At 71.3% G+C, this 26204-nt stretch carries 23 protein-coding genes; 13 read left to right on the forward strand and 10 right to left on the reverse strand.

Annotation, left to right across the window (positions count from 1 at the left end):
• Nucleotides 1–795, forward strand: coding sequence for a peptidoglycan editing factor PgeF (gene pgeF, locus IS481_RS08620; RefSeq protein WP_104356815.1), 795 nt, complete (start codon nucleotides 1–3; stop codon nucleotides 793–795).
• On the opposite strand, the gene IS481_RS08625 is transcribed toward pgeF, so the two are convergent.
• A complete protein-coding gene (locus IS481_RS08625; RefSeq protein WP_419186852.1) occupies nucleotides 712–1008 on the reverse strand; it encodes a hypothetical protein in 297 nt (98 codons plus the stop codon). The two genes, pgeF and IS481_RS08625, sit on opposite strands and share 84 nt — an antisense overlap.
• 168 nt (nucleotides 1009–1176) lie before the next feature.
• Here IS481_RS08625 and phaC point away from each other — a divergent pair, with 168 nt between their 5' ends.
• The 3 genes from phaC to phbB all read left to right on the forward strand — a co-directional run bounded on the left by phaC (nucleotide 1177) and on the right by phbB (nucleotide 4960).
• The gene (gene phaC, locus IS481_RS08630; protein ID WP_104356814.1) at nucleotides 1177–2874 is read left to right on the forward strand and encodes a class I poly(R)-hydroxyalkanoic acid synthase; all 1698 of its coding nucleotides are present in this window, start codon (nucleotides 1177–1179) and stop codon (nucleotides 2872–2874) included.
• 51 nt (nucleotides 2875–2925) lie between these two features.
• The gene (locus IS481_RS08635) at nucleotides 2926–4104 is read left to right on the forward strand and encodes an acetyl-CoA C-acetyltransferase (protein WP_104356813.1); all 1179 of its coding nucleotides are present in this window, start codon (nucleotides 2926–2928) and stop codon (nucleotides 4102–4104) included.
• A 118-nt stretch (nucleotides 4105–4222) separates the two neighbouring features.
• Nucleotides 4223–4960 (forward strand): acetoacetyl-CoA reductase, encoded by a 738-nt coding sequence (gene phbB, locus IS481_RS08640; RefSeq protein WP_104356812.1) that lies wholly within the window; start codon nucleotides 4223–4225, stop codon nucleotides 4958–4960.
• A 60-nt stretch (nucleotides 4961–5020) separates the two neighbouring features.
• Here the strand turns inward: phbB and IS481_RS08645 are convergent, their stop codons facing one another.
• Complete coding sequence (locus IS481_RS08645) at nucleotides 5021–5671, reverse strand: arylesterase (protein WP_272867896.1); 651 nt, start codon at nucleotides 5669–5671, stop codon at nucleotides 5021–5023.
• On the opposite strand from IS481_RS08645, the gene IS481_RS08650 reads away from it, so the two are divergent.
• From IS481_RS08650 to IS481_RS08670, 5 genes are all read left to right on the forward strand, one after another.
• Entirely contained in the window at nucleotides 5670–6356 is a 687-nt protein-coding gene (locus IS481_RS08650) for an ABC transporter ATP-binding protein (RefSeq protein ID WP_104356811.1), read from the forward strand. The two genes, IS481_RS08645 and IS481_RS08650, sit on opposite strands and share 2 nt — an antisense overlap.
• Nucleotides 6353–7093 (forward strand): 23S rRNA (guanosine(2251)-2'-O)-methyltransferase RlmB, encoded by a 741-nt coding sequence (gene rlmB, locus IS481_RS08655; RefSeq protein WP_104356810.1) that lies wholly within the window; start codon nucleotides 6353–6355, stop codon nucleotides 7091–7093. Before IS481_RS08650 ends, rlmB begins: the two co-directional genes overlap by 4 nt.
• A 9-nt stretch (nucleotides 7094–7102) precedes the next feature.
• Complete coding sequence (locus tag IS481_RS08660; protein ID WP_194963349.1) at nucleotides 7103–7846, forward strand: SIR2 family NAD-dependent protein deacylase; 744 nt, start codon at nucleotides 7103–7105, stop codon at nucleotides 7844–7846.
• Between the two features lie 49 nt (nucleotides 7847–7895).
• Nucleotides 7896–8528 (forward strand): uracil phosphoribosyltransferase, encoded by a 633-nt coding sequence (gene upp, locus IS481_RS08665; protein ID WP_104356808.1) that lies wholly within the window; start codon nucleotides 7896–7898, stop codon nucleotides 8526–8528.
• 127 nt (nucleotides 8529–8655) lie between these two features.
• Nucleotides 8656–9081, forward strand: a complete 426-nt coding sequence (locus IS481_RS08670) for a hypothetical protein (protein ID WP_132763297.1) — start codon at nucleotides 8656–8658, stop codon at nucleotides 9079–9081.
• Between the two features lie 7 nt (nucleotides 9082–9088).
• On the opposite strand, the gene IS481_RS08675 is transcribed toward IS481_RS08670, so the two are convergent.
• Complete coding sequence (locus tag IS481_RS08675) at nucleotides 9089–10264, reverse strand: MFS transporter (protein WP_104356806.1); 1176 nt, start codon at nucleotides 10262–10264, stop codon at nucleotides 9089–9091.
• A gap of 31 nt (nucleotides 10265–10295) precedes the next feature.
• The gene (locus IS481_RS08680; protein WP_104356805.1) at nucleotides 10296–11306 is read right to left on the reverse strand and encodes a D-2-hydroxyacid dehydrogenase family protein; all 1011 of its coding nucleotides are present in this window, start codon (nucleotides 11304–11306) and stop codon (nucleotides 10296–10298) included.
• Between the two features lie 162 nt (nucleotides 11307–11468).
• Between IS481_RS08680 and IS481_RS08685 the strand changes: the two genes are divergently transcribed.
• A complete protein-coding gene (locus tag IS481_RS08685; protein ID WP_165908609.1) occupies nucleotides 11469–13874 on the forward strand; it encodes a penicillin acylase family protein in 2406 nt (801 codons plus the stop codon).
• A gap of 10 nt (nucleotides 13875–13884) precedes the next feature.
• Here IS481_RS08685 and IS481_RS08690 read toward each other — a convergent pair whose 3' ends face one another.
• On the reverse strand, nucleotides 13885–14598 hold the full coding sequence (locus tag IS481_RS08690) for a hypothetical protein (RefSeq protein WP_104356804.1): 714 nt from the start codon (nucleotides 14596–14598) through the stop codon (nucleotides 13885–13887).
• Between the two features lie 664 nt (nucleotides 14599–15262).
• On the opposite strand from IS481_RS08690, the gene IS481_RS08695 reads away from it, so the two are divergent.
• The 3 genes from IS481_RS08695 to IS481_RS08705 are packed head-to-tail and all read left to right on the forward strand — an operon-like array spanning nucleotide 15263 to nucleotide 18507.
• Complete coding sequence (locus IS481_RS08695) at nucleotides 15263–16159, forward strand: FecR family protein (RefSeq protein WP_132763300.1); 897 nt, start codon at nucleotides 15263–15265, stop codon at nucleotides 16157–16159.
• A gap of 56 nt (nucleotides 16160–16215) precedes the next feature.
• The gene (locus tag IS481_RS08700) at nucleotides 16216–17088 is read left to right on the forward strand and encodes a c-type heme family protein (protein ID WP_104356802.1); all 873 of its coding nucleotides are present in this window, start codon (nucleotides 16216–16218) and stop codon (nucleotides 17086–17088) included.
• Nucleotides 17089–17106: 18 nt separating this feature from the next.
• Nucleotides 17107–18507: a serine/threonine-protein kinase gene (locus tag IS481_RS08705; protein ID WP_104356801.1), complete on the forward strand. Its 1401-nt coding sequence runs from the start codon at nucleotides 17107–17109 to the stop codon at nucleotides 18505–18507.
• Between the two features lie 61 nt (nucleotides 18508–18568).
• Here IS481_RS08705 and mdoH read toward each other — a convergent pair whose 3' ends face one another.
• The 5 genes from mdoH to IS481_RS08730 form a co-directional block, all read right to left on the reverse strand.
• Nucleotides 18569–20833 (reverse strand): glucans biosynthesis glucosyltransferase MdoH, encoded by a 2265-nt coding sequence (gene mdoH, locus IS481_RS08710; RefSeq protein WP_232529508.1) that lies wholly within the window; start codon nucleotides 20831–20833, stop codon nucleotides 18569–18571.
• Complete coding sequence (locus IS481_RS08715; protein ID WP_104356799.1) at nucleotides 20830–22323, reverse strand: OpgD/OpgG family glucan biosynthesis protein; 1494 nt, start codon at nucleotides 22321–22323, stop codon at nucleotides 20830–20832. Before IS481_RS08715 ends, mdoH begins: the two co-directional genes overlap by 4 nt.
• A 286-nt stretch (nucleotides 22324–22609) precedes the next feature.
• Nucleotides 22610–23968 carry a sigma 54-interacting transcriptional regulator gene (locus tag IS481_RS08720; protein WP_104356798.1) on the reverse strand — a complete coding sequence of 453 codons (1359 nt, stop codon included), beginning with the start codon at nucleotides 23966–23968 and terminating at the stop codon, nucleotides 22610–22612.
• Between the two features lie 34 nt (nucleotides 23969–24002).
• Nucleotides 24003–24596 (reverse strand): hypothetical protein, encoded by a 594-nt coding sequence (locus IS481_RS08725; RefSeq protein WP_132763307.1) that lies wholly within the window; start codon nucleotides 24594–24596, stop codon nucleotides 24003–24005.
• Nucleotides 24586–26010, reverse strand: a complete 1425-nt coding sequence (locus IS481_RS08730) for a sensor histidine kinase (RefSeq protein ID WP_104356796.1) — start codon at nucleotides 26008–26010, stop codon at nucleotides 24586–24588. Before IS481_RS08730 ends, IS481_RS08725 begins: the two co-directional genes overlap by 11 nt.
• Nucleotides 26011–26204 lie beyond the last annotated feature (194 nt).

The following is a 26204-nucleotide window of genomic DNA, read 5'->3' on the forward strand; positions in this document are numbered from 1 at the left end:
ATGGGCGAGGTCGACGCCACGCGGCCGGACACGGCCTGGTTGCGCCCCGAGTGGCCGGCGCCGCCGGGCGTGCGGGCGCTGATGAGCACCCGACAGGGGGGCGTCAGCCGCCCGCCTTACGATGGGCTGAACCTGGGCGACCACGTCGGCGACGACGCCGAGGCGGTGCGGCGCAACCGCGAGCGCTTCGTCGCGGCGCTGCAGGCGCAGCCGGTGTTCCTGCAGCAGGTGCACGGCACCACCGTGGTGCGGCTGGGACCGGACGACCTGCGCCGTGCCCGGCCGCACGAGGCCGATGCGGCGATCACGACCGAGCCGGGCATCGCCTGCACGGTCATGGTGGCCGACTGCCTGCCGGTGCTGTTCGCCAGCGCCGACGGCCGCGCGGTGGGTGCCGCCCATGCAGGCTGGCGCGGGCTGTGCGCCGGCGTGCTGGAGCGCACCGTGCGCGCGCTGTGCGAGGCAGCCGGGTGCGAGCCGGCGCGGCTGCTCGCCTGGCTCGGACCTTGCATCGGAGCCGATCGGTTCGAGGTGGGCGACGAGGTGCGCCAGGCGTTCGTCGCGGTGCAGGACCGCGCCGGCGCCCGCTTCCGGCCGGGGGCGGTGGCGGGCAAGTGGTGGGCCGACCTGCCCGGGCTGGCGAGGGACCGCCTGGCGGCCGCGGGCGTGACCGCGGTCAGCGGCGGGCACTGGTGCACGGTGTCCGACCGCTCAAGGTTCTTTTCGTTCCGGCGCGACGGGGTCACGGGGCGCATGGCGGCTGCCGTCTGGCGGGTCGCCGGCGCCGGGGACTAGCGGGGACGCGGCGGCTTGCGCCTGCTCGGCGCGACGCCGGGCCTTGCGGCGCGCAGGTGTACCCAACAGATACAGCACCAGTGCGACGGGGCCGAGCCCGTACAGAATGAAGGTGAAGATCGCGCCGAGCACGGTTCCCTGGCTGCTGAAGGCCTCGGCCACGGCCATCATCAGCGCGACGTAGAGCCAGGTGATTGCGACGAGATAGAGCACGCGTGGTTCCAGCACCGGGCGGCAGGCCCGATTGACAACGATCAGAGAGGACCGAGCATTATGGGAGTCAGATGCAGGGCCGCGGGCAGCGCGGGCGCCAGAGGGAGGCAAACGCCCGGACACCCGGTTTCGGGCGGCCCGGCTCGCGTTCACTGACACGAGGAGAGGATGACACAACGCTCTGCACCCCGGCCTGCCCAGGACAAGCAGCCGCCCGCGGGTCCCACGGTCCAGGCCCTCGGCGAACACGTCAGCCAGGCGGTCAACGCGCTGATGCGCCTGAACCTGCCGCTCGAGCGCGTCTCGCAGCTGCAGAACGAATACCTGCAGGAAGCCGCGAAGATCTGGAACGCCGCGCTGGCGCAGCCCGGCCAGGCGCCGCGCATCGAGGACCGGCGCTTCAGCGGGCCGGGCTGGGCGGAAAACCCGGCCGCGTCGTACGTGGCGGCGATGTACCTGCTCAACGCCCGCACGATGCTGCAGCTGGCCGACGCCGTGCAGGGCGACGAGAAGACCCGCCAGCGCATCCGCTTCGCGGTGCAGCAGTGGATCGAGGCGAGCGCGCCGAGCAACTTCCTCGCCTTCAACCCGGAGGCGCAGCGCAAGGCGCTGGAGACCCAGGGCGAGAGCCTGACGCAGGGCATGCTGCGCCTGCTGCACGACCTCAGGCAAGGGCACCTGTCGCAGACCGACGAGAGCGTCTTCGAGGTGGGCCGCAACGTGGCCACCACCGAGGGCAGCGTGATCTACGAGAACCCGCTGTTCCAGCTGATCGAGTACAAGCCGCTGACGGCCAAGGTGTACGAGCGGCCGCTGCTGATCGTGCCGCCGTGCATCAACAAGTACTACATCCTCGACCTGCAGCCGGACAACTCCTTCGTGCGCCATGCGCTGGAGCAGGGGCTGCGGGTGTTCCTGGTCAGCTGGCGCAATGCCGACGAGAGCCTCGCGCAGGTCGGCTGGGACGAGTACATCGAGGACGGCGTGATCCGGGCCATCCGCGTCGTGCAGGAGGTGGCCAAAAGCCCGCAGCTGAACGCGCTCGGCTTCTGCATCGGCGGCACCCTGCTGGCCACCGCGCTGGCGGTGCTGGCCGCGCGCGGCGAGCAGCCGGCGGCCAGCCTGACGCTGCTGACCTCGTTCCTCGACTTCGGCCACACCGGGGTGATCGACGTGTTCGTCGACGAGGCCGCGGTGCAGATGCGCGAGATGACCATCGGCCCGAACAGCCCCACCGGCGGCGGGCTGATGCGCGGCCGCGAGCTGGCGGCGACCTTCTCGTTCCTGCGCCCGAACGACCTGGTGTGGAACTACGTGGTCGGCAACTACCTCAAGGGCGAGACGCCACCGCCGTTCGACCTGCTGTACTGGAACTCCGACAGCACCAACCTGCCCGGGCCGATGTTCTGCTGGTACCTGCGCAACACCTACCTGGAGAACAACCTCAAGGAGCCGGGCAAGCTGACGGTGTGCGGCGCGCCGGTGGACCTCGGCCGCATCCAGGCGCCGGCGTTCATCTACGGCTCGCGCGAGGACCACATCGTGCCCTGGGAGTCGGCCTACGCCTCGACGCGGCTGCTCAAGGGCAAGCTGCGCTTCGTGCTGGGGGCCTCGGGCCACATCGCCGGCGTGATCAACCCGCCGGCCAGGAAGAAGCGCAGCTACTGGGTCAACGCCAGGCTGCCCGCCTCGGCGCGCGACTGGCTGGCCGGTGCGACCGAGCACCCGGGCAGCTGGTGGCCGGAGTGGGCGGGCTGGATCCGCAGCCACGCCGGCAAGCAGGTCGCCGCGCCGCGCACGCCGGGCAACCGGACCTACCGGCCGATCGAGCCGGCGCCCGGGCGCTACGTCAAGGAACGGGCCTGAAGGCGCCTTCCGGCATGAACAGATACCCGAACCCTTCCAAGGAGCTTGAACATGTCTGACATCGTCATCGTTTCCGCCGCGCGAACGGCGGTCGGCAAGTTCGGCGGCACGCTGGCGAAGACGCCGGCTGCCGAGCTGGGGGCCACCGTGATCAAGGAGGTGCTGCGCCGCGCCGGCCTTTCGGGCGAGCAGGTCAGCGAGGTGATCATGGGCCAGGTGCTGCAGGCCGGCTGCGGGCAGAACCCGGCGCGACAGGCGGTCATCAAGGCCGGGTTGCCGGAAGGCGTGCCGGCGATGACCATCAACAAGGTGTGCGGCTCGGGCCTGAAGGCCGTGATGCTGGCGGCGCAGGCCATCCGCGACGGCGACGCCGACATCGTCGTGGCCGGCGGGCAGGAGAACATGAGCCTGGCGCCCCACGTGCTGCTCGGCTCGCGCGAGGGCCAGCGCATGGGTGACTGGAAGATGGTCGACTCGATGATCACCGACGGCCTGTGGGACGTCTACAACCAGTACCACATGGGCATCACCGCCGAGAACGTCGCGAAGAAGTACGGCATCAGCCGCGAGGAGCAGGACGCGCTGGCGCTGGCCTCGCAGCAGAAGGCCGCCGCCGCGCAGGACGCCGGGCGCTTCAAGGACGAGATCGTGCCGGTGGTGATCCCCCAGAGGAAGGGCGACCCGGTGGTGTTCGACACCGACGAGTTCATCAACCGCAAGACCAGCGCCGAGGCGCTGGCCGGGCTGCGCCCGGCCTTCGACAAGGCGGGCACGGTGACCGCGGGCAATGCCTCGGGCATCAACGACGGCGCGGCCGCGGTGGTGGTGATGAGCGCGAAGCGCGCCGAGCAGCTGGGCCTCAAGCCGCTGGCGCGCATCGCCTCCTATGCCAGCGCCGGCCTGGATCCGGCCTACATGGGCATGGGCCCGGTGCCGGCGGCGCGCAAGGCGCTGGACCGCGCCGGCTGGAAGCCGGCCGACCTCGACCTGCTCGAGATCAACGAGGCCTTCGCGGCGCAGGCCTGCGCGGTGCACAAGGAAATGGGCTGGGACACCAGCAAGGTCAACGTCAACGGCGGCGCGATCGCGATCGGGCACCCGATCGGCGCGTCCGGCTGCCGCATCCTGGTCACGCTGCTGCACGAGATGCAGCGGCGCGACGCCCGCAAGGGCATCGCCTCGCTGTGCATCGGCGGCGGCATGGGCGTGGCACTGACCGTCGAGCGCTGAACGTTGCGGCAATGGCCCGTCCGGTGACGGGGGAGGGGGAACCTGGGCTTGACCCGTGGGGCCTTTGCGGCAACCCTCGTCACCGGCACAGACGAAACAGATACATCAGGAGCAGAACATGGCACAGAAAGTTGCGTACGTCACCGGCGGCATGGGCGGTATCGGCACCGCGATCTGCCAGCGCCTGGCACGCGATGGGTTCAAGGTCATCGCCGGCTGCGGGCCGAACCGCGACTACCAGAAGTGGCTCGACCAGCAGAAGGAGCTGGGCTACACCTTCTACGCCTCGGTGGGCAACGTGGCCGACTGGGATTCGACGGTGGCCGCCTTCGCCAAGGCCAAGGCCGAGCACGGGCCGATCGACGTGCTGGTCAACAACGCCGGCATCACCCGCGACCGCATGTTCCTGAAGATGACGCCGGAGGACTGGCACGCGGTGATCAACACCAACCTCAACAGCATGTTCAACGTCACCAAGCAGGTGGTGCCGGACATGGTGGAGCGGGGCTGGGGCCGCATCATCCAGATCTCCTCGGTCAACGGCGAGAAGGGCCAGGCCGGGCAGACCAACTACTCGGCGGCCAAGGCCGGCATGCACGGCTTCACGATGGCGCTGGCGCAGGAGCTGGCCTCCAAGGGCGTGACGGTCAACACCGTGAGCCCCGGCTACATCGGCACCGACATGGTCCGCGCGATCAAGCCCGAGATCCTGGAGAAGATCATCGCCACGATCCCGGTGCGGCGCCTGGGCACGCCGGAGGAAATCGCCTCCATCGTGTCCTGGGTGGCGTCGGAGGAATCGGGCTTCGCGACCGGTGCCGATTTCTCGATCAACGGCGGCCTGCACATGGGCTGAAGCTCGCCAGCCCTGCCGATGCGAAGAAGCCGCCCTCGGGCGGCTTCTTGCCGGGGCGGCTCATTTCGCCGCGAGCATGCGGCGCAGCTCGGGCCAGACGTTGTCCAGCATCTTCGGCTGGGCCGCCTCGTTCGGGTGGATGCGGTCGGCCTGGAACCATTGCGCGGCGTCGGGCGCGTCCCCGATGCCCTGCAGCAGGAAGGGCACCAGCCGCGCACCGTGCGCCTTCGCCACGCGCGGGTAGAGGGCGGCGAACTGCTCGGCATAGGCGCGGCCGTAGTTGGGCGGCATCTGCATGCCCACCAGCAGCACCTGCGCGCCGGCGGCCTGCGCATCCTGCACCATGCGGGCGAGGTTGTCCTCGGTCATCGGAAGCGGCAGCCCGCGCAGCGCGTCGTTGCCGCCCAGCTCGATCACGACATGGGTGGGCTGATGGCGCTTCAGCAAGGCCGGCAGGCGCGAGCGGCCGCCCGAGGTGGTGTCGCCGCTGACGCTGGCATTGACCACGGTGGCCGGCAACTGCTGCTGCGCCAGGCGCTGCTCCAGCAGGGCGACCCAGCCGCTGCCGCGCCGCAGCCCGTACTCGGCCGACAGGCTGTCGCCGACCACCAGGATCTTCGCCGGCCCCGCGGCGAACGCGGGCAGCACGGCCGCACCCGCGAGCAGCGCGGCAAGCACGATACAGTTGCGACGTTGTCGAAAGGACGCCATGAGTTCAGCCATCATTGAAGTCGAACACGTCACCAAGCGCGTGCGCGATTCGACCGGAGAGCTGACGATTCTCCACGATATCAGCTTCACCCTCGAGCCCCGGGAGTCGGTCGCCATCGTGGGTGCGTCCGGCTCCGGCAAGTCCACGCTGCTGGGCATCATCGCCGGGCTGGACACGCCCACTTCGGGCACGGTGAAGCTGGCCGGGCATGACCTGTTCGCGCTGGACGAGGACGCGCGCGCACGGGTGCGCGCCGAGAAGATCGGCTTCGTGTTCCAGAGTTTCCAGCTGATGGGCAACCTGACCGCGCTGGAGAACGTGATGCTGCCGCTGGAGCTGCAGGGCCGCGGCGACGCGCGGCGCGCGGCCACCGAGATGCTCGCACGCGTGGGCCTGGGCGCGCGGCTGCACCACTATCCCCGCCTGCTGTCCGGCGGCGAGCAGCAGCGCGTCGCGCTGGCGCGCGCCTTCGTCGTGCAGCCGGCGGTGCTGCTGGCCGACGAGCCGACCGGCAGCCTGGACTTCGCCACCGGCGAGAAGGTCATGGAGCTGATGTTCGACCTGAACCGCGAGCGCGGCACGACCCTGGTGCTCGTGACCCATGACCGCGCGATCGCGCAGCGCTGCGACCGGCAGATCCGCATCGAGGCCGGCCGCATCGCGCCCGCTACCATAGCCGCATGACCGCAGCCCCCAAGATCCTGTTCGGCTTCCATGCCGTCACCGTGCGCCTGAAGACGGCGCCGCAATCCATCCACGAGATCTACGTCGACGCCTCGCGCCGCGACCAGCGCATGCGCCAGTTCGTCGCCCGTGCGCAGGAGGCGGGCGTGCGCCTGATCGACAGCGACGACGAGCGGCTGCACAAGCTGTGCGGCACGCACCGCCACCAGGGGGTGGTGGCGAAGGTGTCGCCGCTGGAGCAGGCGCGCTCGCTGGACGACCTGCTCGACGGCCTGAACGAGGCGCCACTGCTGCTGGTGCTCGACGGCGTGACCGACCCGCACAACCTGGGCGCCTGCCTGCGCGTGGCCGACGGGGCCGGCGCCCATGCGGTGATCGCGCCCAAGGACCACGCGGCCGGGATCAACGCGACGGTGGCCAAGGTCGCCAGCGGCGCGGCCGAGACCGTGCCGTACTTCATGGTGACCAACCTGGCGCGCACGCTCAACGAGCTGAAGGAACGCAACATCTGGGTCATCGGCACCTCCGACGATGCGCCCAAGACCCTGTACGAGGTCGACCTCAAGGGCCCGGTGGCCCTGGTGCTGGGGGCCGAGGGCGCCGGGATGCGGCAGCTGACCCGCAAGACCTGCGACGAGCTGGTCAGCCTGCCGATGCGCGGCGCCGTCGAGAGCCTGAATGTCTCCGTCGCCAGCGGCATCTGCCTGTACGAAGCCGTGCGCCAGCGCGGCGCCTGAACGCGCATCTTGGACACCGACACCGTCCGCCGCTGGATCGAGGAGGCGCAGCACCTGTGCGTGCTGACCGGCGCCGGCATGTCCGCCGAAAGCGGCGTGCCGACCTTCCGCGACGCACTGACCGGGCTGTGGGCCCGCTACGACGCGGCGGAGCTGGCCACCGAGCAGGGGTTCCGCGCCCAGCCGGCGCTGGTGTGGGACTGGTACCAGTCGCGCCGCGAGGGGGTCGCGCGCGCGCAGCCCAACGCCGGGCACCTGGCCATCGCGCGCTGGCAGGCGGACCACCCGGGGCGGTTGACGCTGGTGACGCAGAACGTCGACGACCTCCACCAGCGCGCCGGCAGCACCGGGGTGCTGTGCCTGCACGGCGCGCTGTTCGCCGACCGCTGGCTGGACGCCTGCCCGCGCCGTGCGCGCGGCGAGCCGGCCTGCGATCCCGGCTCGGCCGAACCGGGCCACCCGCCGCGCTGTCGCAGCTGCGGCAACCTGGTGCGCCCCGGGGTGGTGTGGTTCGGCGAGGACCTGCCGCCGGACGTGCTGGAGGCGGCCGAGCGCGCCGCCGAGGCCTGCGACCTGATGCTGGTGGTCGGCACCTCGGGGGTGGTCTACCCTGCGGCCGGGCTGCCGGCCGTCGCCCGGCGGTGCGGTGCGCGGGTGGTCGTCGTCAACCCCGAGCCGAGCGGCATCGACCCGCTCGCGCACGTGGTGTTGCGCGGCACGGCGGCCGGGCTGCTGCCCGTCCTGCTGCGCTGATCGCTACACTCAACGCACCTGCAAACGCCCGCCTCGCCGAGGTGAATTCATGCCCGTCATCGAAGTCAAGCATCCGCTCGTCAAGCACAAGGTCGGCCTCATGCGCGAGGCCGACATCTCCACCAAGAAGTTCCGCGAACTGACGGCCGAAGTGGCCCGCCTGATCGCCTACGAGGCGACCGCCGATTTCCCGCTGGAAAAGACCACCATCAACTGCTGGAGCGGACCGGCCGAGGTGGACCAGATCAAGGGCAAGAAGGTCACCGTGGTGCCCATCCTGCGCGCAGGGCTGGGCATGCTCGACGGCGTGCTCGACATGATCCCCAACGCCAAGATCAGCGTGGTGGGCCTGTCGCGCAACCATGACACGCTGCAGCCGGAACACTATTTCGAGAAGTTCGTCGGCGACCTGGCCGCGCGCACCGCGCTGATCATCGACCCGATGCTGGCCACGGCCGGCTCGATGATCGCCACCATCGACCTGCTCAAGCGCAAGGGCTGCAAGGACATCCGCGCGCTGGTGCTGGTCGCGGCCCCCGAAGGCGTGAAGGCGCTGGACGACGCGCACCCGGACGTGCGCTGCTGGACCGCCGCGATCGACAGCCACCTGGACGCCAACGGCTACATCATCCCGGGCCTGGGCGACGCAGGCGACAAGATCTTCGGCACCAAGCACGAGTAAGCCGCGCGTCCGGCCCCGGTCGCACCGCAGGGCCGGGGATACACGGCTTTACAGCTCCCGTTGAACATTGTCGGTGCGCCGCGATCCATGTGCGGTGCCACAAGACAACAGGGAGCCTGTCCGACCCATGAGCCACCTGCGTGCATGGATGACCGGGTGCCTGGCGGTGGTCATGGCCGCGATCAGCGGCGACCTCGCCCGGACCCCCTCGGAGCGCACCGCCAGCGCCCGCCACAGCCGCTACGACGCCGACGAGACGCTGCGCAAGATCGAGCACGCCGCGCGCCGGCACGGTTACACCGTGTTCGCGCGGGTCGCGATGCCCGCCGATGCGCCGCCCGCGAACCGCCCGGTGGTGCTGGTGCTCGGCACGCCCGAGGGCGTGACGCCGGTCGTCGTCGACGAGCGGGCCGCCTCGATCGAGGCGCCGCTTGCGCTGACCATCGTGCCGGCCGGCGACGGCCGTGCGCAGGTCCATGTGCCCGAGCCTGCGGCGCCCTGGACCGCGGCACTCACCCCGCTGGCACCGTTGGTGGAGCAGGCGCTGGCCTGAACGCGCCTCAGGCCCCGGCCGCGGCGGTGCGGCGCGCGACCCAGTGGCTTGCCACCACGGCCAGCAGCAGCCAGCCCAGGCCCATCCAGCTGAGCGGCCCGTAGCCGCCGTGCGCGATGATCCAGCCCCCGGAGCCTGCGCCGACGGCCTGGCCCAGGTAGATCGCCGAGGTGTTCAGCGCCATCAGCGCCGGGGCGAGCAGCGGCGCGGTCATCCCCAGGCGGGCCTGCTGCGCCGAGTTGGTCGCGAAGCAGCCCAGCCCCCAGGGCACCAGGATCAGCGCCAGCATGGCCGGCGTGGTCGCCAGCGGGAACAGCAGCAGGCTGCTGCCGATCAGCACCAGCGTGATCATCACGCCCTGTGCGGGCCCGATGCGGTCGATCCCGCGCGACAGCAGCACGTTGCCGACCAGGCCCCAGGCACCGAACCAGGCGAACGTCAGGCTGATCGCGGTCGGTCCCGCCTGCAGCTGCTGCCGCAGGTAGGGGGCGAAGTAGGAGAACACGGTGAACTGGCCGGCGGCCTGCAGCGCGGTGACCGCCACCATGGTCATCAGCATCGGGTTGGCGAACACGCCGCGCCAGGCGCGCAGGCTCATGCCGGGCGGGCACACGCCGTCGGGCAGGGTGCGCCACACCGCCGCGGCCGAGGCGAGCGACAGCACGGCCACGCCGCCCATGGCCCAGCGCCAGCCGAGGGTCTCGCCGACCCAGGCCGACATCGGCATGCCGGCCACCGAGGCGACCGACCAGCCGAGGAAGACAAAGGTGATGCTGCGCCCGCGCTTATCCGGCGGGGCCATGAAGCCGATCGCGGCGGCCGCCTGCGGCGTGAACACCGCGGCCGCCAGCACGGTCAGCGCGCGCACCACCAGCAGCGAGGCGTAGTTCGGCATCAGCGCGCAGGCCGCATGGCCGACCGCGTACCAGAGCATCGTCAGGCACAGCAGCCGGCGCCGGTCCCAGCCGGCCAGCAGGCCGCCCAGCACCGGGGCGAAGAAGCAGATCACCGCGGCGCCGACGGCCACCAGCTGGCCGGCCAGCGCCACCGGCACCTGCAGCGAGGCGGCGATGTCGTTGAGCGTGCCGCTGGCGGACATCACGCCGCTGCCGATCACGAAATTGCCGAACAGCAGCGCGCGGCACACCCGCGCGAGGGCGTCATCCCGGGCGGCGGCGCTCATCGGACCGGGCCCCGGAAGCAGGACAGGGACTTCATCCGCGGATCACCTTGAGCGCGTCGGGATTGACGATGTTGGTCGGTTGGCCGTTGATGAAGTTGATGACGTTGTCGAACGCCGCGTTGAAGTACATCTCGTAGCTATCCTGCTCGACGTAGCCGATGTGCGGCGTGCACACGGCGTTCTCCAGGCGCAGCAGCGGATGGCCCTGCAGGATGGGTTCGCTCTCGAACACGTCGACCGCGGCCATGCCGGGGCGGCCGCGGTTGAGCGCGCTGACCAGCGCGTTTTCCTCGATCAGCTCGGCGCGCGAGGTGTTGACGAACAGCGCGGTGGGCTTCATGCGCAGCAGGTCGTCCAGGCGCACGATGCCGCGCGTGGCGTCGACCAGGCGCAGGTGCAGGCTCAGCACGTCGCTCGCCTCGAACAGCGCCTCGCGGCTGAAGGCCGCGTCATGCCCGTCGGCCACCGCCTTGGCGCGCGAGGCCTCGCTGCCCCAGACCAGCACCTTCATCCCGAAGGCCCGGCCGTAGCCGGCGACCAGCTGGCCGATGCGTCCATAGCCCCACACCCCGAGCGTCTTGCCGCGCAGCACCATGCCGATGCCGAAGTTGGGCGGCATCGACGCGGCCTTCAGGCCCGACTGCTGCCAGGCGCCGTGCTTGAGGTTGCCGATGTACTGCGGCAGGCGGCGCATCGCGGCCATGATCAGCGCCCAGGTCAGCTCCGCCGGGGCCACCGGCGAGCCCACGCCTTCGGCCACCGCGATGCCCATGCGGGTGCAGGTCTCGAGGTCGATGTGCGGGCCGACCTTGCCGGTCTGCGAGATCAGCTTCAGGCGCGGCAGCTTCTCCAGCAGCTGGCGCGGGAAATGGGTGCGTTCACGGATGAGCACCAGCACGTCGGCGTCGCGCAGCCGCACCGACAACTGGCCGATGCCCTTGACCGTGTTGGTGTAGACCTTGGCGTTGTAAGGCTCGAGCTTGGCCGCGCACTTGAGCTTGCGTACGGCGTCCTGATAGTCGTCCAGGATGATGATGTTCATGAATGCTGCTGACGATGGGGCGCGCAACGGCGACGGCCGCCAGGATGAGACCCCGCAAGTTTCTCACGGGTGGGCCGGCTGATGGGACGCCGCGGGGCAGGGCAGGTCCGCTGGCGGCACGCGGGCGGGCCGGTTACCCTTGCCCGCGAAGGAGAGGTGACGATGAAGTGGTTGCGTCGCGTGCTGCTGGGGCTGGTGCTGCTGGTGGCGGTGGTGGTCGCCGGGGCGGCCTGGTACGTGCTGCGGGCCTTGCCGCAGGTCGAGGGCGAGCTGGTGGTGCAGGGCATCGAGGCGCCGGTGACCATCGTGCGCGACGAGCACGGCATCCCGACCATCCGCGGTGCCTCGCTGGCCGACGTGATGTGGGGCCTGGGCTTCGTGCATGCGCAGGACCGGCTGTGGCAGCTCGAGGTGCACAAGCGCGTCGGCGCGGGCCGCCTGGCCGAGGCCTTCGGGCCGGCCGCGCTGGCGAACGACCAGTTCCTGCGCGCGCTGGGCGTGCGCCGCACCGCGCAGCAGCAGTGGGCGGGCGTGGACGGCGAGACCCGCCGTGTGGTCGAGGCCTATGCGGCGGGCATCAATGCCTACGTGCGCCAGCACCTGCGTGCCCGGCCGCCGGAGTTCATCGTGCTGGGCCTGGAGCCCGAGGACTGGGAACCGGCCGACACCGTGGCCTGGACCACGATGATGGCGTGGGACCTGGGCGGCAACTGGAACAACGAGCTGCTGCGCATGGCGCTGTCGCTGAAGCTGCCCGTGGAGCGCATCAACGAGCTGCTGCCGCCGTACCCCGGCACCGCGCCGCTGCCCACCATCGACTACGCGCAGCTGTATCGCAGCCTGAGGCTGGACGGCACGCTGGGGCGCCAGGCGGAGCTCGCCGCGCCGCCCTCGGGGCTGGACGGCATCGGCTCGAACAACTGGGTGGTGGCCGGCTCGCACGCTGCCAGCGGCAAGCCGCTGGTGGCCAACGACCCGCACCTGCGCCTGAGCGCGCCGGCGCTGTGGTACTTCGCGCGGCTGGAGGCCCCCGGCTTCAAGGTGGCCGGCGCGACCATGCCCGGGTTGCCGGCCGTGGTGCTGGGGCAGAACGAGCACCTGGCCTGGGGCTTCACCAACACCGCACCGGACGTGCAGGACCTGTACCTCGAGGAACTTCACCCGGACGACCCGATGCTGTACCGCACGCCCGACGGTTGGGCCCGGTTCGAGACCCACGAGGAGGTGATCCGGGTCAGGGGCCAGCCCGAGGTGCGGATGACCGTGCGCGCGACGCGCCACGGCCCGGTGATCTCCGACGCACCCGGTCCGGCCAGCACGCTGACCGGACCGCAAGGCGCGCCGACTCATGTGCTGGCGATGCGCTGGACCGCGCTCGACACGGACTACACGACGCTGGACGCCGCACTGGGCATCAACCGGGCGCGCAACGTGGACGAGTTCGTCCAGGCCGCCCAGCGGCATGTGGCGCCGATGCAGAGCATGGTGGTCGCCGACGTGCACGGCCGCATCGCGATGGTGGCGGCCGGGCGCGTGCCGTTGCGGCAGCCCGGGCACGACCTGCATGGCCTGGTGCCGGCACCCGGCTGGGAGGCGAAGTACGACTGGGCCGGCTACCTGGACCCGGCGCTGACGCCGCGCGAGCTCGATCCCGCGCGCGGCTGGATCGCCACCGCCAACCACCGCATCCACGGGCCGGACTACCCGCATTTCCTGACCAGCGAATGGACCCTGCCGTACCGCCAGCAGCGCATCGAGCAGCTGATCGACACCGGAACCAGGCACACGGTGCAGACGATGGCCGCGATGCAGGCCGACGTGGTTTCGCTGGCCGCGCGCCGCCTGCTGCCCTGGCTGCGGCGCGCGCAGGCCTCGCACCCGCTGGCTGCCGCAGCGCACCGGCAGCTGGAGGGGTTCGATGGCGAGATGCACACCGACGCGGTCGGCCCGACCCTGTTGTGGGCCTGGCAACGGCACCTGGCCGAAGGGCTGTTCGCCGACGAGCTCGGCCCCGAGCTGTGGGAACGCATGGCCGCGCGCCATTTCCAGGACGCGATCGAAGGCGTGCTGGAGGGCGACCGCACCTGGTGGTGCGACGACAAGTCCACGCCGCAGGTCGAGACCTGCCAGGACGCGATCGATGCCGCCTTCGTGCGCGCGCTGGACGAGCTGCAGGCGCGGCTGGGCGACGACGTGGCGGCCTGGCAGTGGGGGCGGGTGCACCTGGCGCGCTCGGAACACCGTCCGTTCAGCCGGGTCAAGGCCTTGGCGCCCGCGTTCGAGCCGGACACCCCGACCGCCGGCGACAGCTTCACGCTCAATGCGACCCGCGTGAACCTGAAGGCCCACCCGCGCACCGGCGAGCGCTACTGGAGCGACCACGGCCCCAGCCTGCGTGCGGTGTACGACGTGGCGGACCCGGCGCAATCGCGCTTCATCCATTCCACCGGCCAGTCCGGACTGCCGTTCTCGCGCTGGTACCGCAGCTTCGTGCAGCGCTGGGCCGAAGGGCAGTCGGTGCCGGTGTGGGCCGAAGGCGAGACGGTGCTGAAGCTGGTGCCGCGCTGACGGGCGGCCTTCAGGGCTGCAGCAGCCAGCCGATGCCGGCCAGCAGCGCCCCGGCGGCGGCCAGGCACAGGCCCAGCAGCACCGGCCGCAGCCCGGCATGGTGGCCGAGGAAGCCGCCGAGCACGAACAGCTCGGCGATCGCGATGCCGTAGGCTAGGTGCAGGCCGTCGGCCGCCCACCACAGCGGCAACACCGCCGGCAGCAGCCCGGCCAGCACGATCAGCAGCACGGCGCCGGCGGCCTGCAGCTCGCCGGCAAGGCCCAGTTCTTCCTGCTCGGTGTCGCGCACGCGCGCCCTCATGCGGTGGAGGTCGTGCGGCGAGACCTGCTCGACCAGGCTGGGCGGCAGTTCGTGCCGCAATTCATCGACAAAGGCGTCGGGGGAGGTTGCGCCGAGCAGCTGCTGGCGCAGGCGCTGGCGCGCTTCGCGCGCGGCCAGGTTGCGCCGCAGGAAGACCACCGCGCAGACGCCGCTCCAGGCGAGTGCCGCGGCCAGCGCGCCTTTCGCCGTGGTCGACGCCGGGCCCCCCGCGATCGCGAAGGTGCCGGTGAACAGGATGGTGACCAGCAGCCCGCAGGCGATTTCGCCCGCCCGCTGGGCCCGGTCCAGCCAGTGACGGCGACGCGGGCGGCGTTCGTCGCGCGCGATGCCGAACAGCAGCCCGGCCAGCCGCGATACGGCGTTGGCCTTGCGTCCGACATCGTGTAGGTCACTGCCGTGCATCGCGCGCTTGCTCCTCGAGGTTCCTTCGGGCCGGTCCGGGCCTGCCGGGCGTCAGTATGAGGGGCTTCGCCTGCCTGCGAAAGCTGTCAGGTCTGCGAGAGCACGTCTTTTGCCGTCGGGCGTGTCGAAAGCGGCACGAACACAGCGAGCCGGTAGCGTTTGGTCACACCTGACGGACTGGTCCGGTGCCTGCGGGGTCGGTCGCGTCAGGCCATGCAAGACGGATGCCCGACCCTCACGCTGGCTGCTGCCGCTGCGCCCGCAGGGCCTGGGCTGCCTGCACCATGTGGCGCAGCGCCTGCCGAGCGGGGCGTCCAGAACGACGTCGACGACGAGTACGGGGCCGCCAAGCGCATCGGGGCAGGGGGCCGTGGCGCGAGCTGTACGCCACCAGGCCCCAGTCGATTGCGGGCCAACCCGAGGTCGCGGAGCTGGGCGAGATCATGCGCACCCGGTGCGCAAGGCTGCTGCCGGGCACCGAACTGCTGCCCCGAGCGGGCAGTCCTGCGCCCGGCCGTGGAATGCTTGACAAAAGGCCGCGGCGGCGTCTGATGGCAGGGGGGCGACCCGGATACCCGGTGCGCCGCTTCCACCCTATGATCTACTGCTTTGCCTCGTGGAGGGGGCGGGGCCTGGCTTGAGCCGGAAGGATCGAGGGAGCGAGATGTTTCGTCGAGCGATGCTGCTGCTGACCTGCTGGCTGCCCGCGGTGACGCTGGCGGCGGGGGCGGAGGCGGTCGTGACCATACAGGAGGGGGAGGCCAGCCTGGTGCGCGGCGTCAACCGCCTGGCGATCGCCGAAGGCGTGCGGCTGCACCGGCAGGACGTGGTCGAGACCGGGGCGTCCACCGGGCTGCTGCGCCTGGAGTTCGCCGACGGCACCATCGCCGACCTGGGCCCGGACACCGCGATCCTGCTCGCCCCGCGGCTGCGCGTCGCGCGCGGCGAACGACGTCCCGACCGGCTGTACCTGTTGCGTGGCTGGATCAAGCTGACGCCGGCGGCCGGCCAGCCCGCGGCCTTCGCGTCGCCACAGGTCGACCTGCAGGCCAGCGAAGGCGTCACCGTGTCGTACGTGAGCGCGGCCGAGAGCATCGTGTTTGCCGAGAGCGGCGGCGCGGCGCTGACGGTCCGGCAGGACGGCAAGGCGGCTGCGCGGGTGTCGCTGCGCAACGGCGAGGCCCACGCGCGGCGCGGTGCGGCGCCCGGGGACGTGCAGCCCCGCCCGCCGGCGGACATGCTGGAGCGCATGCCGCGCGCATTCCGCGATTCGCTGCCGGCGCGCATCGGTCGCTACCAGGACCAGGAGGTGCTGCCGCAGGAGCGGGGCACGGTGGATTACGACGCCATCCGCCCGTGGCTGCAGGCCGAGCGTGCGGTGCGCCTGCCGCTGGTCAACCGCTGGAAGCCGCTCGCCGAGGATGACGATGCGTTCCGGCGCCAGCTGGTCACGCACATGCGCGCCCACCCCGAATGGGACCGCGTGCTGTTCCCCGAGAAGTACCTGCCCAGGCCGCCGGTGGCGGCGTCCGGCCCGGTGGCCGTCCCGGCGTCGCGCTGACCGGCACGCTGCCCGACATCCCGATGCGCATCCGACCGTATGAGTGAGGCCGCGCCATGAAACTGCTGCTCAAGTTCAACCTGGTGTTCGTGCTCGTCTTTGCACTCGGCCTGGCAGGCGCCGGGTACGCCACGCGCGACCTGCTGCAGCGCCATGCCCAGGAGGAGGTGCTGGACAACGCGCGCATGCTGATGGAGAAGGCGCTTGCGGTGCGCGGCTACACCTCCAGGCAGATCGCGCCGTTGCTCGAGACGCAGATGAAGTACACCTTCCTGCCGCAGTCGGTGCCGGCCTATTCGGCCACCGAGGTGCTGGCCACGCTGCAGCAGAAGTACCCCGACTACGCCTACAAGGAAGCGACGCTCAACCCGACCAACCCGCGCGACCGGGCGGTCGAATGGGAGGTGGACATCGTCAACCAGTTCCGCAACACGCCGACGCTGCGCGAGTTCGTCGGCCAGCGCGACACGCCCGGCGGCCGCTCGCTCTACGTGGCACGCCCGATCCAGATCACCGATGCGGCCTGCCTGCGCTGCCACAGCACGGTGGAGGCCGCCCCGAAGCCGATGATCGACCGCTACGGGCCGGCCAACGGCTTCGGCTGGATGCACAACGAGATCGTGGGCGCGCAGATCGTCTCGGTGCCGATGGCCGTGCCGATGGAGCGGGCCGACCGCGAGCTGCGCCTGTTCATGATCCTGCTGACCGGCGTGTTCGTGCTGATCGGCCTGGCGCTGAACCTGATGCTGTGGAAGCTGGTGATCCAGCCGGTGAGCCGGCTGTCCAGGATCGCCGACCGCGTCAGCCTGGGCGAGCTCGATGCGCCCGAGTTCACGACGCGCAGCCGCGACGAGATCGGCACGCTGGCCGAGTCGTTCACGCGCATGCGCAAGAGCCTGGTCCAGGCGATGAAGATGCTCGACGGCTGAAGCCGGGGCGGGTGAGTGATGCCACATCCTGAGCGCCTGGGCAAGTACCCGATCACCGCCGTCCTCGGCGAGGGGGCGATGGGGGTCGTCTACAAGGCCTTCGACCCGCACATCAAGCGGCCGGTGGCGATCAAGACCATCCGGCGCCAGCTGATCGAGGACAGCGAGCTGGGCCAGTCGGCCGTGGCGCGCTTCCGCAACGAGGCCCAGGCGGCGGGGCGGCTGCTGCACCCCGGCATCGTGGCGGTCTACGAGTACGGCGAGGACCAGGAACAGGCCTACATCGCGATGGAGTACGTCGAGGGCCACAGCCTGGCGAAGTACCTCGCGCGCAAGGTGCGCTTCCCGGAAGCCGACATCCTGAGCATCATGTCGCAGCTGCTGCAGGCGCTGGACCATGCGCACGAGCAGGGCGTCTGGCACCGCGACATCAAGCCGGCCAACCTGATCATCACGCGCCAGGGGCGGGTGAAGATCGCCGACTTCGGCATCGCGCGCGTGGATGCCGTGGGCCTGACCCAGGTGAACTCGGTGGTCGGCACCCCGGGCTACATGTCGCCCGAGCAGTACACCGGCCAGCCGGTCGACCACCGCGTCGACATCTGGGCGGCCGGCGTGGTGCTGTACCAGCTGCTGACCGGCCAGCTGCCCTTCAACGGCTCGGCGCAGAGCCTGATGTACAAGATCGTCCACGAGGAGCCGGTGTGGCCGTCCGAGCATGCCGGCCTCGCCTGGGCCCGTCGCTATGACGCCATCCTGGCGCAGGCGCTGAGCAAGCGGCCCGATGGGCGCTACGCCAGCGCGCTGGCGTTCCGCGAGGCGCTGCTCAGCCAGACCAGCGAACCGGTCCAGCCGGTCGTCTCGGAAGAAACCGTGATCATGGACCTGGGCCGTCACGAGGGCCGCAGCGCCGGCACTCCTTCACAGGGCGGCAGCGGAGCGGGCGCGGTGACCACGGCCCCGCCTTCGGGATGGGACGCCGACACGCTGTCGCGGCTGGAGGCGAGCCTGGCGAGGTTCGTCGGCCCGGTGGCCAAGGTGCTGGTGCGGCGGGCGGCACGTGACTGCGCCGACATTGACACGCTGGCGGCACGCCTGGCCGGGCACCTGCAGACCGACCAGGAGCGCGCGGCCTTCCTGCAGCAGACCGGCAGTCGCCCGAAGGCGCCCGGGCCGGCGTCCACCGGCAGCGGCATGACGGCCACGCTGGTGATGGACACCACGCGCCTGGATGCGGCCGTGGTCGATCAGGCCCAGCGCATCCTGGCCGCGCACATCGGGCCGATCGCGAAGATCATCGCCAGGCAGGCCGCGGCCCAGGCCGCGACGCGCTCGGCGTTCTTCGAGCTGGTGTGCGCCCGGATCGACAACGAGGACGAGCGCGCCCGGGTCCTGGCCGAGCTGCGCGCCATTCCCTGAGCCGGGGACGAAAAAAGCCCGGCCGCACGCGGCGGCCGGGCCGGGACGGGGAGGACCCAGGTCAGTGCAGCGTGCGGCTGTTGCCGCCGGCCGGGCGCAGGCTGTTGATCGCCAGCGCGTGCGGCGCGGCGCGCGGGCGGTCCATGTCGCGTGCCAGCTGGCGGCCGTAGACCTGGCCGCGCAGGATGCTGTGCCGCAGGCGCAGCTGTTCCAGGCTCTGCGGCTCGCTCAGGAAGCGCATGCGCTCCGTCGGTGCGAGGCTTTCGGCGCTGCGTTCGGCCGACAGGTCCAGCAGCAGCTGGCGGCGCGCCAGCGCGCGACGGCCGCGGTCGGTGTGGCGGTTGCCCATCGCGGTGCGCACGAGGTCGAACAGGCTTTCGTCCTGCAGCACGTCGGCCCAGCGGGTCGGGCGCTGCTGGCGCGCCGCGTAGCTCCAGGCGTGGCGCAGCACGGCCGGGGTCCAGGTTTCTTCCGGGATGCGCAGCAGGCCGCGTTCGCTGACGCGCCTGCCCCGGCCCTCCTGGCTGGTGAAGACGGCCAGCGGCACCGCCATCAGCAGCGGCAGCGCGATCGGCGCCATCCACAGCATCAGGGCCGGGTTGACGGCCGCGGCGGCCACGGCCGCGCCCAGGATCACCGAGGTGCTGGGCAGCAGCCGGCGGGCGGCATCGCGCCAGCGCAGGGATTCGGCCTCGCGCGGGGGCGACTTCCAGTCGATGCGCCAGCCGGTCAGGGCAGCGAACACGAACACGCTGTGCGCCACCATGCGCACCGGCGCCTGCAGCACGGACAGCCCGGCTTCCAGCAGCGCGCTCTTGAGCAGCACCGCGGTGCCGCCGTAGAAGCGCTGCTCGCCGCGCAGCAGGATGCCGGCAATGCCCAGCACGCGCGGCAGCACCAGCATGGCCAGCGTGCCGACCCACAGGCCGCCGACGGCGATCGGCAGGCCGAACGCGGTGACGCTGGCGCCCAGGCCACCGGTGAGCCACAGCGCGACGCCCAGCACCACGAAGGCCAGCCACAGCGGTGCCGAGGCATAGGCCAGCGCGCCGGTGGCCAGCATCGCGCGGTGCACGGCGTGCAGGCCGGGCTCGGCGATCAGGCGCGCGTTCTGCAGGTTGCCCTGGCACCAGCGGCGGTCGCGCTGCAGCTCTTCCAGCAGGTTGGGCGGCTGCTGTTCGTAGCTGCCGGTCAGGTCGGTGGCCAGCCAGACGTGGTAGCCGGCGCGGCGCATCAGCGCGGCCTCGACGAAGTCGTGCGACATGATCTCGCCGCTGAGCGCGCCGCGCCCGGGCAGCGGCGCCAGGCCGCAGTGTTTCATGAAGGGCTCGACGCGGATGATCGCGTTGTGGCCCCAGTAGTGCGACTCGCCCAGCTGCCAGTAGGCCATGCCCAGCGTGAACAGCCGGCCGGTGACGCGGCTGGCGAACTGCTGCGAGCGCGCGTGGATGGTGGCGTGGCCGACCGCCTGCGGCGCGGTCTGGATGATGCCGGCCTTGGGGTTGGCCTCCATCAGGCGCACCAGGTTGACCAGGCAGTCGCCGCTCATCACGCTGTCGGCGTCCAGCACCACCATGTAGCGGTAGTTGCGTCCCCAGCGGCGGCAGAAGTCGGCCACGTTGCCGGCCTTGCGCTTGGTGCGGCGCTGGCGCCAGCGGTAGTAGATGCGGGCGTTGTCGCCCAGTGTCTCGCGCAGCTCGCCCCAGGCCTTGATCTCGGCGCTGCGGATGTCCGGGTCGCTGGTGTCGGACAGCACGTAGACGTCGAACAGCTGCTGCGCCCCGGAGTTGGCGAGCGATTCGCAGGTGGCGCGCAGGCCGGCGAACACGGTGCTCACGTGCTCGTTGCAGATCGGCATGATGATCGCGGTGCGCGCGTCCGGGCGGATCGGGTCGTGCCGGACGTCCTGCCTGGACAGCGCGTGTCGATCGCCGCGCAGCATCACGTAGAAGCCCATCACCGCGGTGAAGAAGCCCGCCGAGACCCAGGCGAACAGCAGCGCGAACAGCACGATCTGGCCGTATTGCAGGGCCGGGTGCTGGTAGGGCGGCTGCACCTGCGCCATCAGCGCGGTCGCGATGGTGGTGGACAGGGCGATCAGCGCCAGGAACACGCGCCGGCGCGTGATCGCGGCGCGTTCCCACGCGGCAAGCGGTGCGGCGGGCGCGGCGTCCTGGCGGCGCAGCAGGCCGGCCAGTCCGGCGGCCAGGCCGCGGAAGAAACCGTGCCACGGCTGGGCCGGCATGGATGCCCGGCGGATCGGCGGCGCACTCGCGCCGGCCGTGGGGCCGGACGTGTGCGGCGGGGTGATGCCGCGAGGGCTCATCGGGGAAGAATGATGTTGCTCCATGTCTCGGTCAGGATGTCGTTGCCGTGTTGGAGGTAGCCCCGCAGCTCGACCGGCACGCCGGGTTCGAGCTGCTGGACGCGTACGGCCATCCGCCACGTGCCATTGGCCACGTTGCGGTAGACGTTGCGTTCGGTGATCCGGCCGTTGCGGTCGGCGCTGACGACGGCCTGCAGCGGGGCGTCCGCCGGCAGGGCCGCCAGCTCGGGGCCGGTGAAATCGACGATGAACTGGTGTTCGCCCGGTGCCAGCGGCTGCACGCCGCGTCCGGCACGGGTCTGCACCACCCAGCCGCCGGGCGGGCGCCGCTGCTCGTCGCCCTGCCAGTGCATGCGGTAGCGCAGTTCCAGCGGCTGGCCCGGTGCGGGCTGGCGATCGGGCACCCAGTAGGCGACGATGTTGTCGTGCGTCTCGTCGGGCGTGGGCAGCATGACCAGCTCGACGCGCCCCGGGCCCCAGTTGCCCATGGGCTCGATCCAGGCGCTCGGGCGGCGGTCGTAGCGGGCCTCGGCGTCCTCGTAGCTGGCGTAGGCACGGTCGCGCTGCATCAGGCCGAAGCCCTGCAGGCCGTCCATCGCGAACGAGGTGGGCAGGGGCCGGCGCGGGTTCTGCAGCGGGCGCCAGAGCCACTCGCCGCCGCGGGTGGCGACCATCAGCCCGTCGGAGTCGTGCACTTCGGGGCGGAAGTCCTCCGGGTGCGGCTGGTTCTCGCCGAAGAAGTACATGCTGGTCAGCGGCGCCAGGCCCAGCGTGGCGACCGGCGCACGCAGGTACAGCCGCGAGCGCACCTCGACCAGCGTCTCGGCGCCGGGGCGGATCTCGAACTGCCAGGCACCGGCCGCGCGCGGCGAATCGAGCAGCGCGTAGACCGTCAGCGACGTCGCGCCGGGCTCGGGCTTGCGCAGCCAGAACTCGGTGAAGCGGGGGAACTCCTCGCGTTCGGCCCCCACGGTGTCGATCGCGAGCGCCCGGGCCGACAGGCCGTAGTGCTGTCCCGCGCCCAGCGCGCGGAAGTAGCTGGCGCCGAGGAAGACGATCAGCTCGTCCTTGTAGTCGGGCCGGTTGAGCGGGTAATGCACCCGGAACCCGCTGAAGCCCAGGTCGCCCCAGTCGCGATTCCGAGACAAGGGCGTGCGGCCGTAGTCGAAATCGTCCGCATTGAAGGGGATCGTGCGCACGCCCTGCGGGGTGATCTCGTGGATGCGCACCGGCTCGGTCTGCAGGTTGCCGAGGTGGAAGAACATCACCTCGAACGGCAGTCCGTCGTTGCGCCACAGGGCGCGCTCGGGCTTGAAGCGGATGTCGCGGCGCTGGTCGTAGCTCAGCGCCTGCAGTTCGGCCGGCAGGGTGGCGGGGGAGGGACGGTACGGCTGCTGCGCCAGCTGGCGCGCGCGCCGGTCGAGCTCGTCAAAGCCGAAGGCGCTGGCCACCCCGGGCAGCGCGAGCGCAGCTGCCACGCAGACGACCATCCATCCGCCGGCCAGGCGGTCTCGTACAGGCACTTGCGAATCCTTTCCCTGATGCGTTCGAGCTCTGTCGGATGCCCCCGGCCGGAGGGCCGGAAGCGTCCGGTCGTGACGCAGTTCGCAATGCCTGTGCCAGGCAAAAAAACGCCGTCAAATCAACGGCTTGGAGGGATGTTTCAGGGTTTTTCAGTAGTGTGACATCCCGGGCGGCCGGAATCCGTCGCCGATCGGCGACAGGATTTCCGGCGGATCACCCAAGTGCCTGATTTTTCAGGGAAAAGTCCTGTCGCTAATCGGCGACGTGGCCATCGTTGCGGAACAGCCCGGGGGTCAGCCCGTGCTTCTGCAGCAGCCGGTAGAACTCGGTGCGGTTGCGCTCGGCCAGCCGCGCCGCATCGGCGACATTGCCGTCGGTGAGCTTGAGCAGCCCGACCAGGTAGTCGCGCTCGAAGCGGTGGCGCGCCTCGGCATAGCTCATCACCTCGACGCTGGGCACGCGCAGCGCCCGCTGCACCAGCGCCAGCGGCACCAGCGGCGTGGTGGCCAGCGCGCAGACCTGCTCGACCACGTTGTAGAGCTGGCGCACGTTGCCGGGCCAGGACGCCGTGGCCAGCGCCTTCAGCGCTTCGGGGGCGAAGCCGTTGAGCCGCTTGCCGTACTTCACCGACAGCCTGGCCAGGAAGTGGTTGGCCAGCAGCGGGATGTCCTCGCGCCGCTCGGCAAGCGTCGGCAACGTCAGCGTGACGACGTTGAGGCGGTAGTACAGGTCCTCGCGGAACTGGCCGGCCGCCATGGCCTCGTCCAGGTCGCGGTGGGTGGCCGAGATGATGCGCACGTCCACCGGCACCGCCTGCGCCGAGCCGACCGGACGCACCGAGCGCTCCTGCAGCACGCGCAGCAGCTTGACCTGCAGCGGCAGCGGCATGTCGCCGATCTCGTCCAGGAACAGCGTGCCGCCGTCGGCCGCCTGGAACAGGCCGCGGTGGTTGGCCACCGCGCCGGTGAAGGCGCCCTTGACGTGGCCGAACAGCTCGGACTCGAGCAGCGCCTCGGGGATGGCGCCGCAGTTGACCGCGACGAACGGCCGGGTGGCGCGCACGCTGGCCTTGTGGATCGCCTGGGCAAGCAGCTCCTTGCCGGTGCCGCTTTCGCCGCGGATCAGGATGCTGGCGTCGGAGGCGGCGACCAGCTTGGCTTCGGCGAGCAGCTCGGCCATGCGGGTCGAGCGGCTGACGATGGCCTCGCGCCAGCTCTCCTGGGCCGGCACGGCCTCGCCCTCCGGCGCGGCCAGCGCCAGCGCCTGGGCGATCTTCTCGAGCAGCTCCTTGCCGTCGAACGGCTTGGTCAGGTAGGTGAACACGCCGCGCGAGGTGGCTTCCACCGCGTCGGGGATGGTGCCGTGCGCGGTCAGCAGGATCACCGGCAGCGCCGGGTGCCGGGCGCGGATCTCGTCGTACAGCGCCAGGCCGTCCTTGCCCGGCAGCTGCACGTCGCTGACCACGAGCTGCGGGCGCTCCACCGCCAGCTGCGTGAGCGCCGCCTCGGCGCTTTCCACCGCGGTGACGCGGTAGCCGGCGGCGCCGAGGCGCATCGACAGCAGACGCAGCATGTCGCGGTCGTCGTCGACAACCAGCACGTGCGCACTCATGGCAGGCTCCTGGCGAGGACGGGCAGGGAGGGGTTCATGGCGAAGCCGGGCGCACGCCGGAGGCCGCCGGCGCCGGGGCCGGCGCCGGTCGGGGCGCCAAGCTGCGTTCGATGGCCTTCAGCGCTTCGAGTTTCTCGTTGAGCTGGTCGATGCGGCGCTGGCTTTCGCGCAGCTGCAGGTGCTGGCGGTCGACCTGCTCCTCGAGGCGACGCAAGTCGAGGAACCTGGCCAGCGTCATGCGCGCCATCGGCTGCCAGGGGGCGGCGTCGGGTTCGGTCGAGCGCGTCAGGCTCTCCAGCAGCGCGATGGCCTTGGGCAGGTCCCCGGGGATGCGGGTCTGGCCGAACACCAGCGCCAGTTCCAGCGTCGACACGGGCGTGACCGGGCTTTCGTTGAGCCGCACGATCTCCTGCTGCAGCTCGGGCAGCGACATCCGGCGCAGCCGTTCGGCGTACTCGAGCACGTGCCGGTTGGCCTGGTCCACCGGGTCCCGGACCGACACCGGAACCGGCACGTCCACGCGCACCGGCACCTTGACCTGCTTGACGTCGGTGACCTCGGGCAGGGGGGCGCAGGCGGTGGCGAGACACACCAGGCAGCAGAACAGCAGAAGGGACCTAGGCAGCATGCGGCAGCTCGATACGGAAATGCGCGCCGGGCGCGTTGGGCAGCAGCTCGACCCGTCCACCGTGCGCAGCGACGTACTCCTGCACGATGGACAGGCCCACGCCCGTGCCACGCGCCGCCCCTTCGGGTTGCCGTTCGCCGCGGTAGAAAGGTTCGAACACCCGCGCCCGGTCGGCCGGAGACACGCCGGGGCCCTCGTCGACGATGTCGATGCACGCGAGCCCGGCGCTTCGGGTGACGGAAAAGCGAATGGTACCGCCGGGGGGACTGAAGCGGATCGCGTTGGACAGCAGGTTGCCCACCGCGGTGCCGAGCTTGTCCGGGTCGACCTCGGCGTGCAGCGGCTCGCCGGTGATCTCGACGCGTAGGTGCTTGGCCTGCCACTGCAGCTTCTGTTCGTCGACCAGCTGCCGCAGCAGGGCCCGCAGGTCGGTGCGGCGGCGCTGCAGGCGGCGCGCCTCGAAGGCCGCGGCGTTGAAGCGCAGCAGGTCCTCGATCTGGCGCTGCAGCACCCCGGTGTTGTGGCGCAGGATGTGGGCGATCTCGCGCTGGTTGTCGGTGAGCTTGCCCGCGACCTCGTCTTCGAGCAGCGCGACGCCCTCGCGCAGCGCCGCCAGCGGGGTCTTCAGCTCGTGCGAGATGTGGCGCAGGAAGCGGGCCTTGTCGGCATCCAGCTCGGCCAGGCGCAGGCGCAGCCAGTCCAGCCGGCGGCCCACCTCGCGCACGTCGGTCGGGCCGCGGATCTCGATCGGCTCGTCCATGCGGTTCTCGCCCAGGCCCACGATGGCGCGTTCCAGGTCCTTGAGCGGGCGTGCCAGCCACAGGCCGAAGGCGAAGGCCAGCAGCACCGACACCGCGATCGCGGCAAGCACCTGGCGCGCCAGCACCAGGCGGCCGGCTTCCAGTTCCTGCTGCAGCTCGCGGTTGCGCTTCTCGTTGGCGCGGCGCACCTGCTCGGCCACCGCGGTGGTGACGTCGGCCAGCTCACGGAACGCCAGGCTCAGCGTCTGCTCGCGCATCAGCGCGGTGGCGCGTGGTCCCTGCATCTGCTCGCGGATGCTGTCCATGTGCAGCCGCCAGTCGTCGGCCAGCCGGGCCGGCAGGCCCTGCTCGGTCAGGCGATCGAGCACGGTTTCGGCGGCCGCCAGCTCCTCCTCGAAGCGCTTGTGCAGGGCCGGGTCGTCCAGCACCACGTACTGGCGTGCGGTGCGTTCCAGCCCGATGTTGCGGTCGGCCAGCGCCTGCGCCTGGGCGGTGAGTTCCATCGACTGCTCGGCGCCGGCCCGGGCCTGGGCGATCAGGCGCTCCAGCGTCAGCAACCCGCGCACCGACACCGCGCCGAGCACGGCGGCGATCAGCAGGAAGGCCACCAGCAGCAGCTGGCGGAAGGAGACGCGATGCAACAGCTTGAGCATGGAGGATCGAGGCGGCGTTTCACGACCGCCTTGCGGCGGCGACTATACCGGGGCCGGCCGGCCCTGTCGGGCGGGGGAGATGGCCGTGGGGGATGGCGGGCGCCTGTCCCCGGGGCGCCGTCGTCGCGTTCAGGCACGCGATGCGGTGCCGGTGGTCCCCATCGTCGCGGCGGGGCCTTGGCCGCTGCGGCTTG

Source organism: Caldimonas thermodepolymerans (assembly GCF_015476235.1).
Lineage (GTDB): Bacteria > Pseudomonadota > Gammaproteobacteria > Burkholderiales > Burkholderiaceae_C > Caldimonas > Caldimonas thermodepolymerans.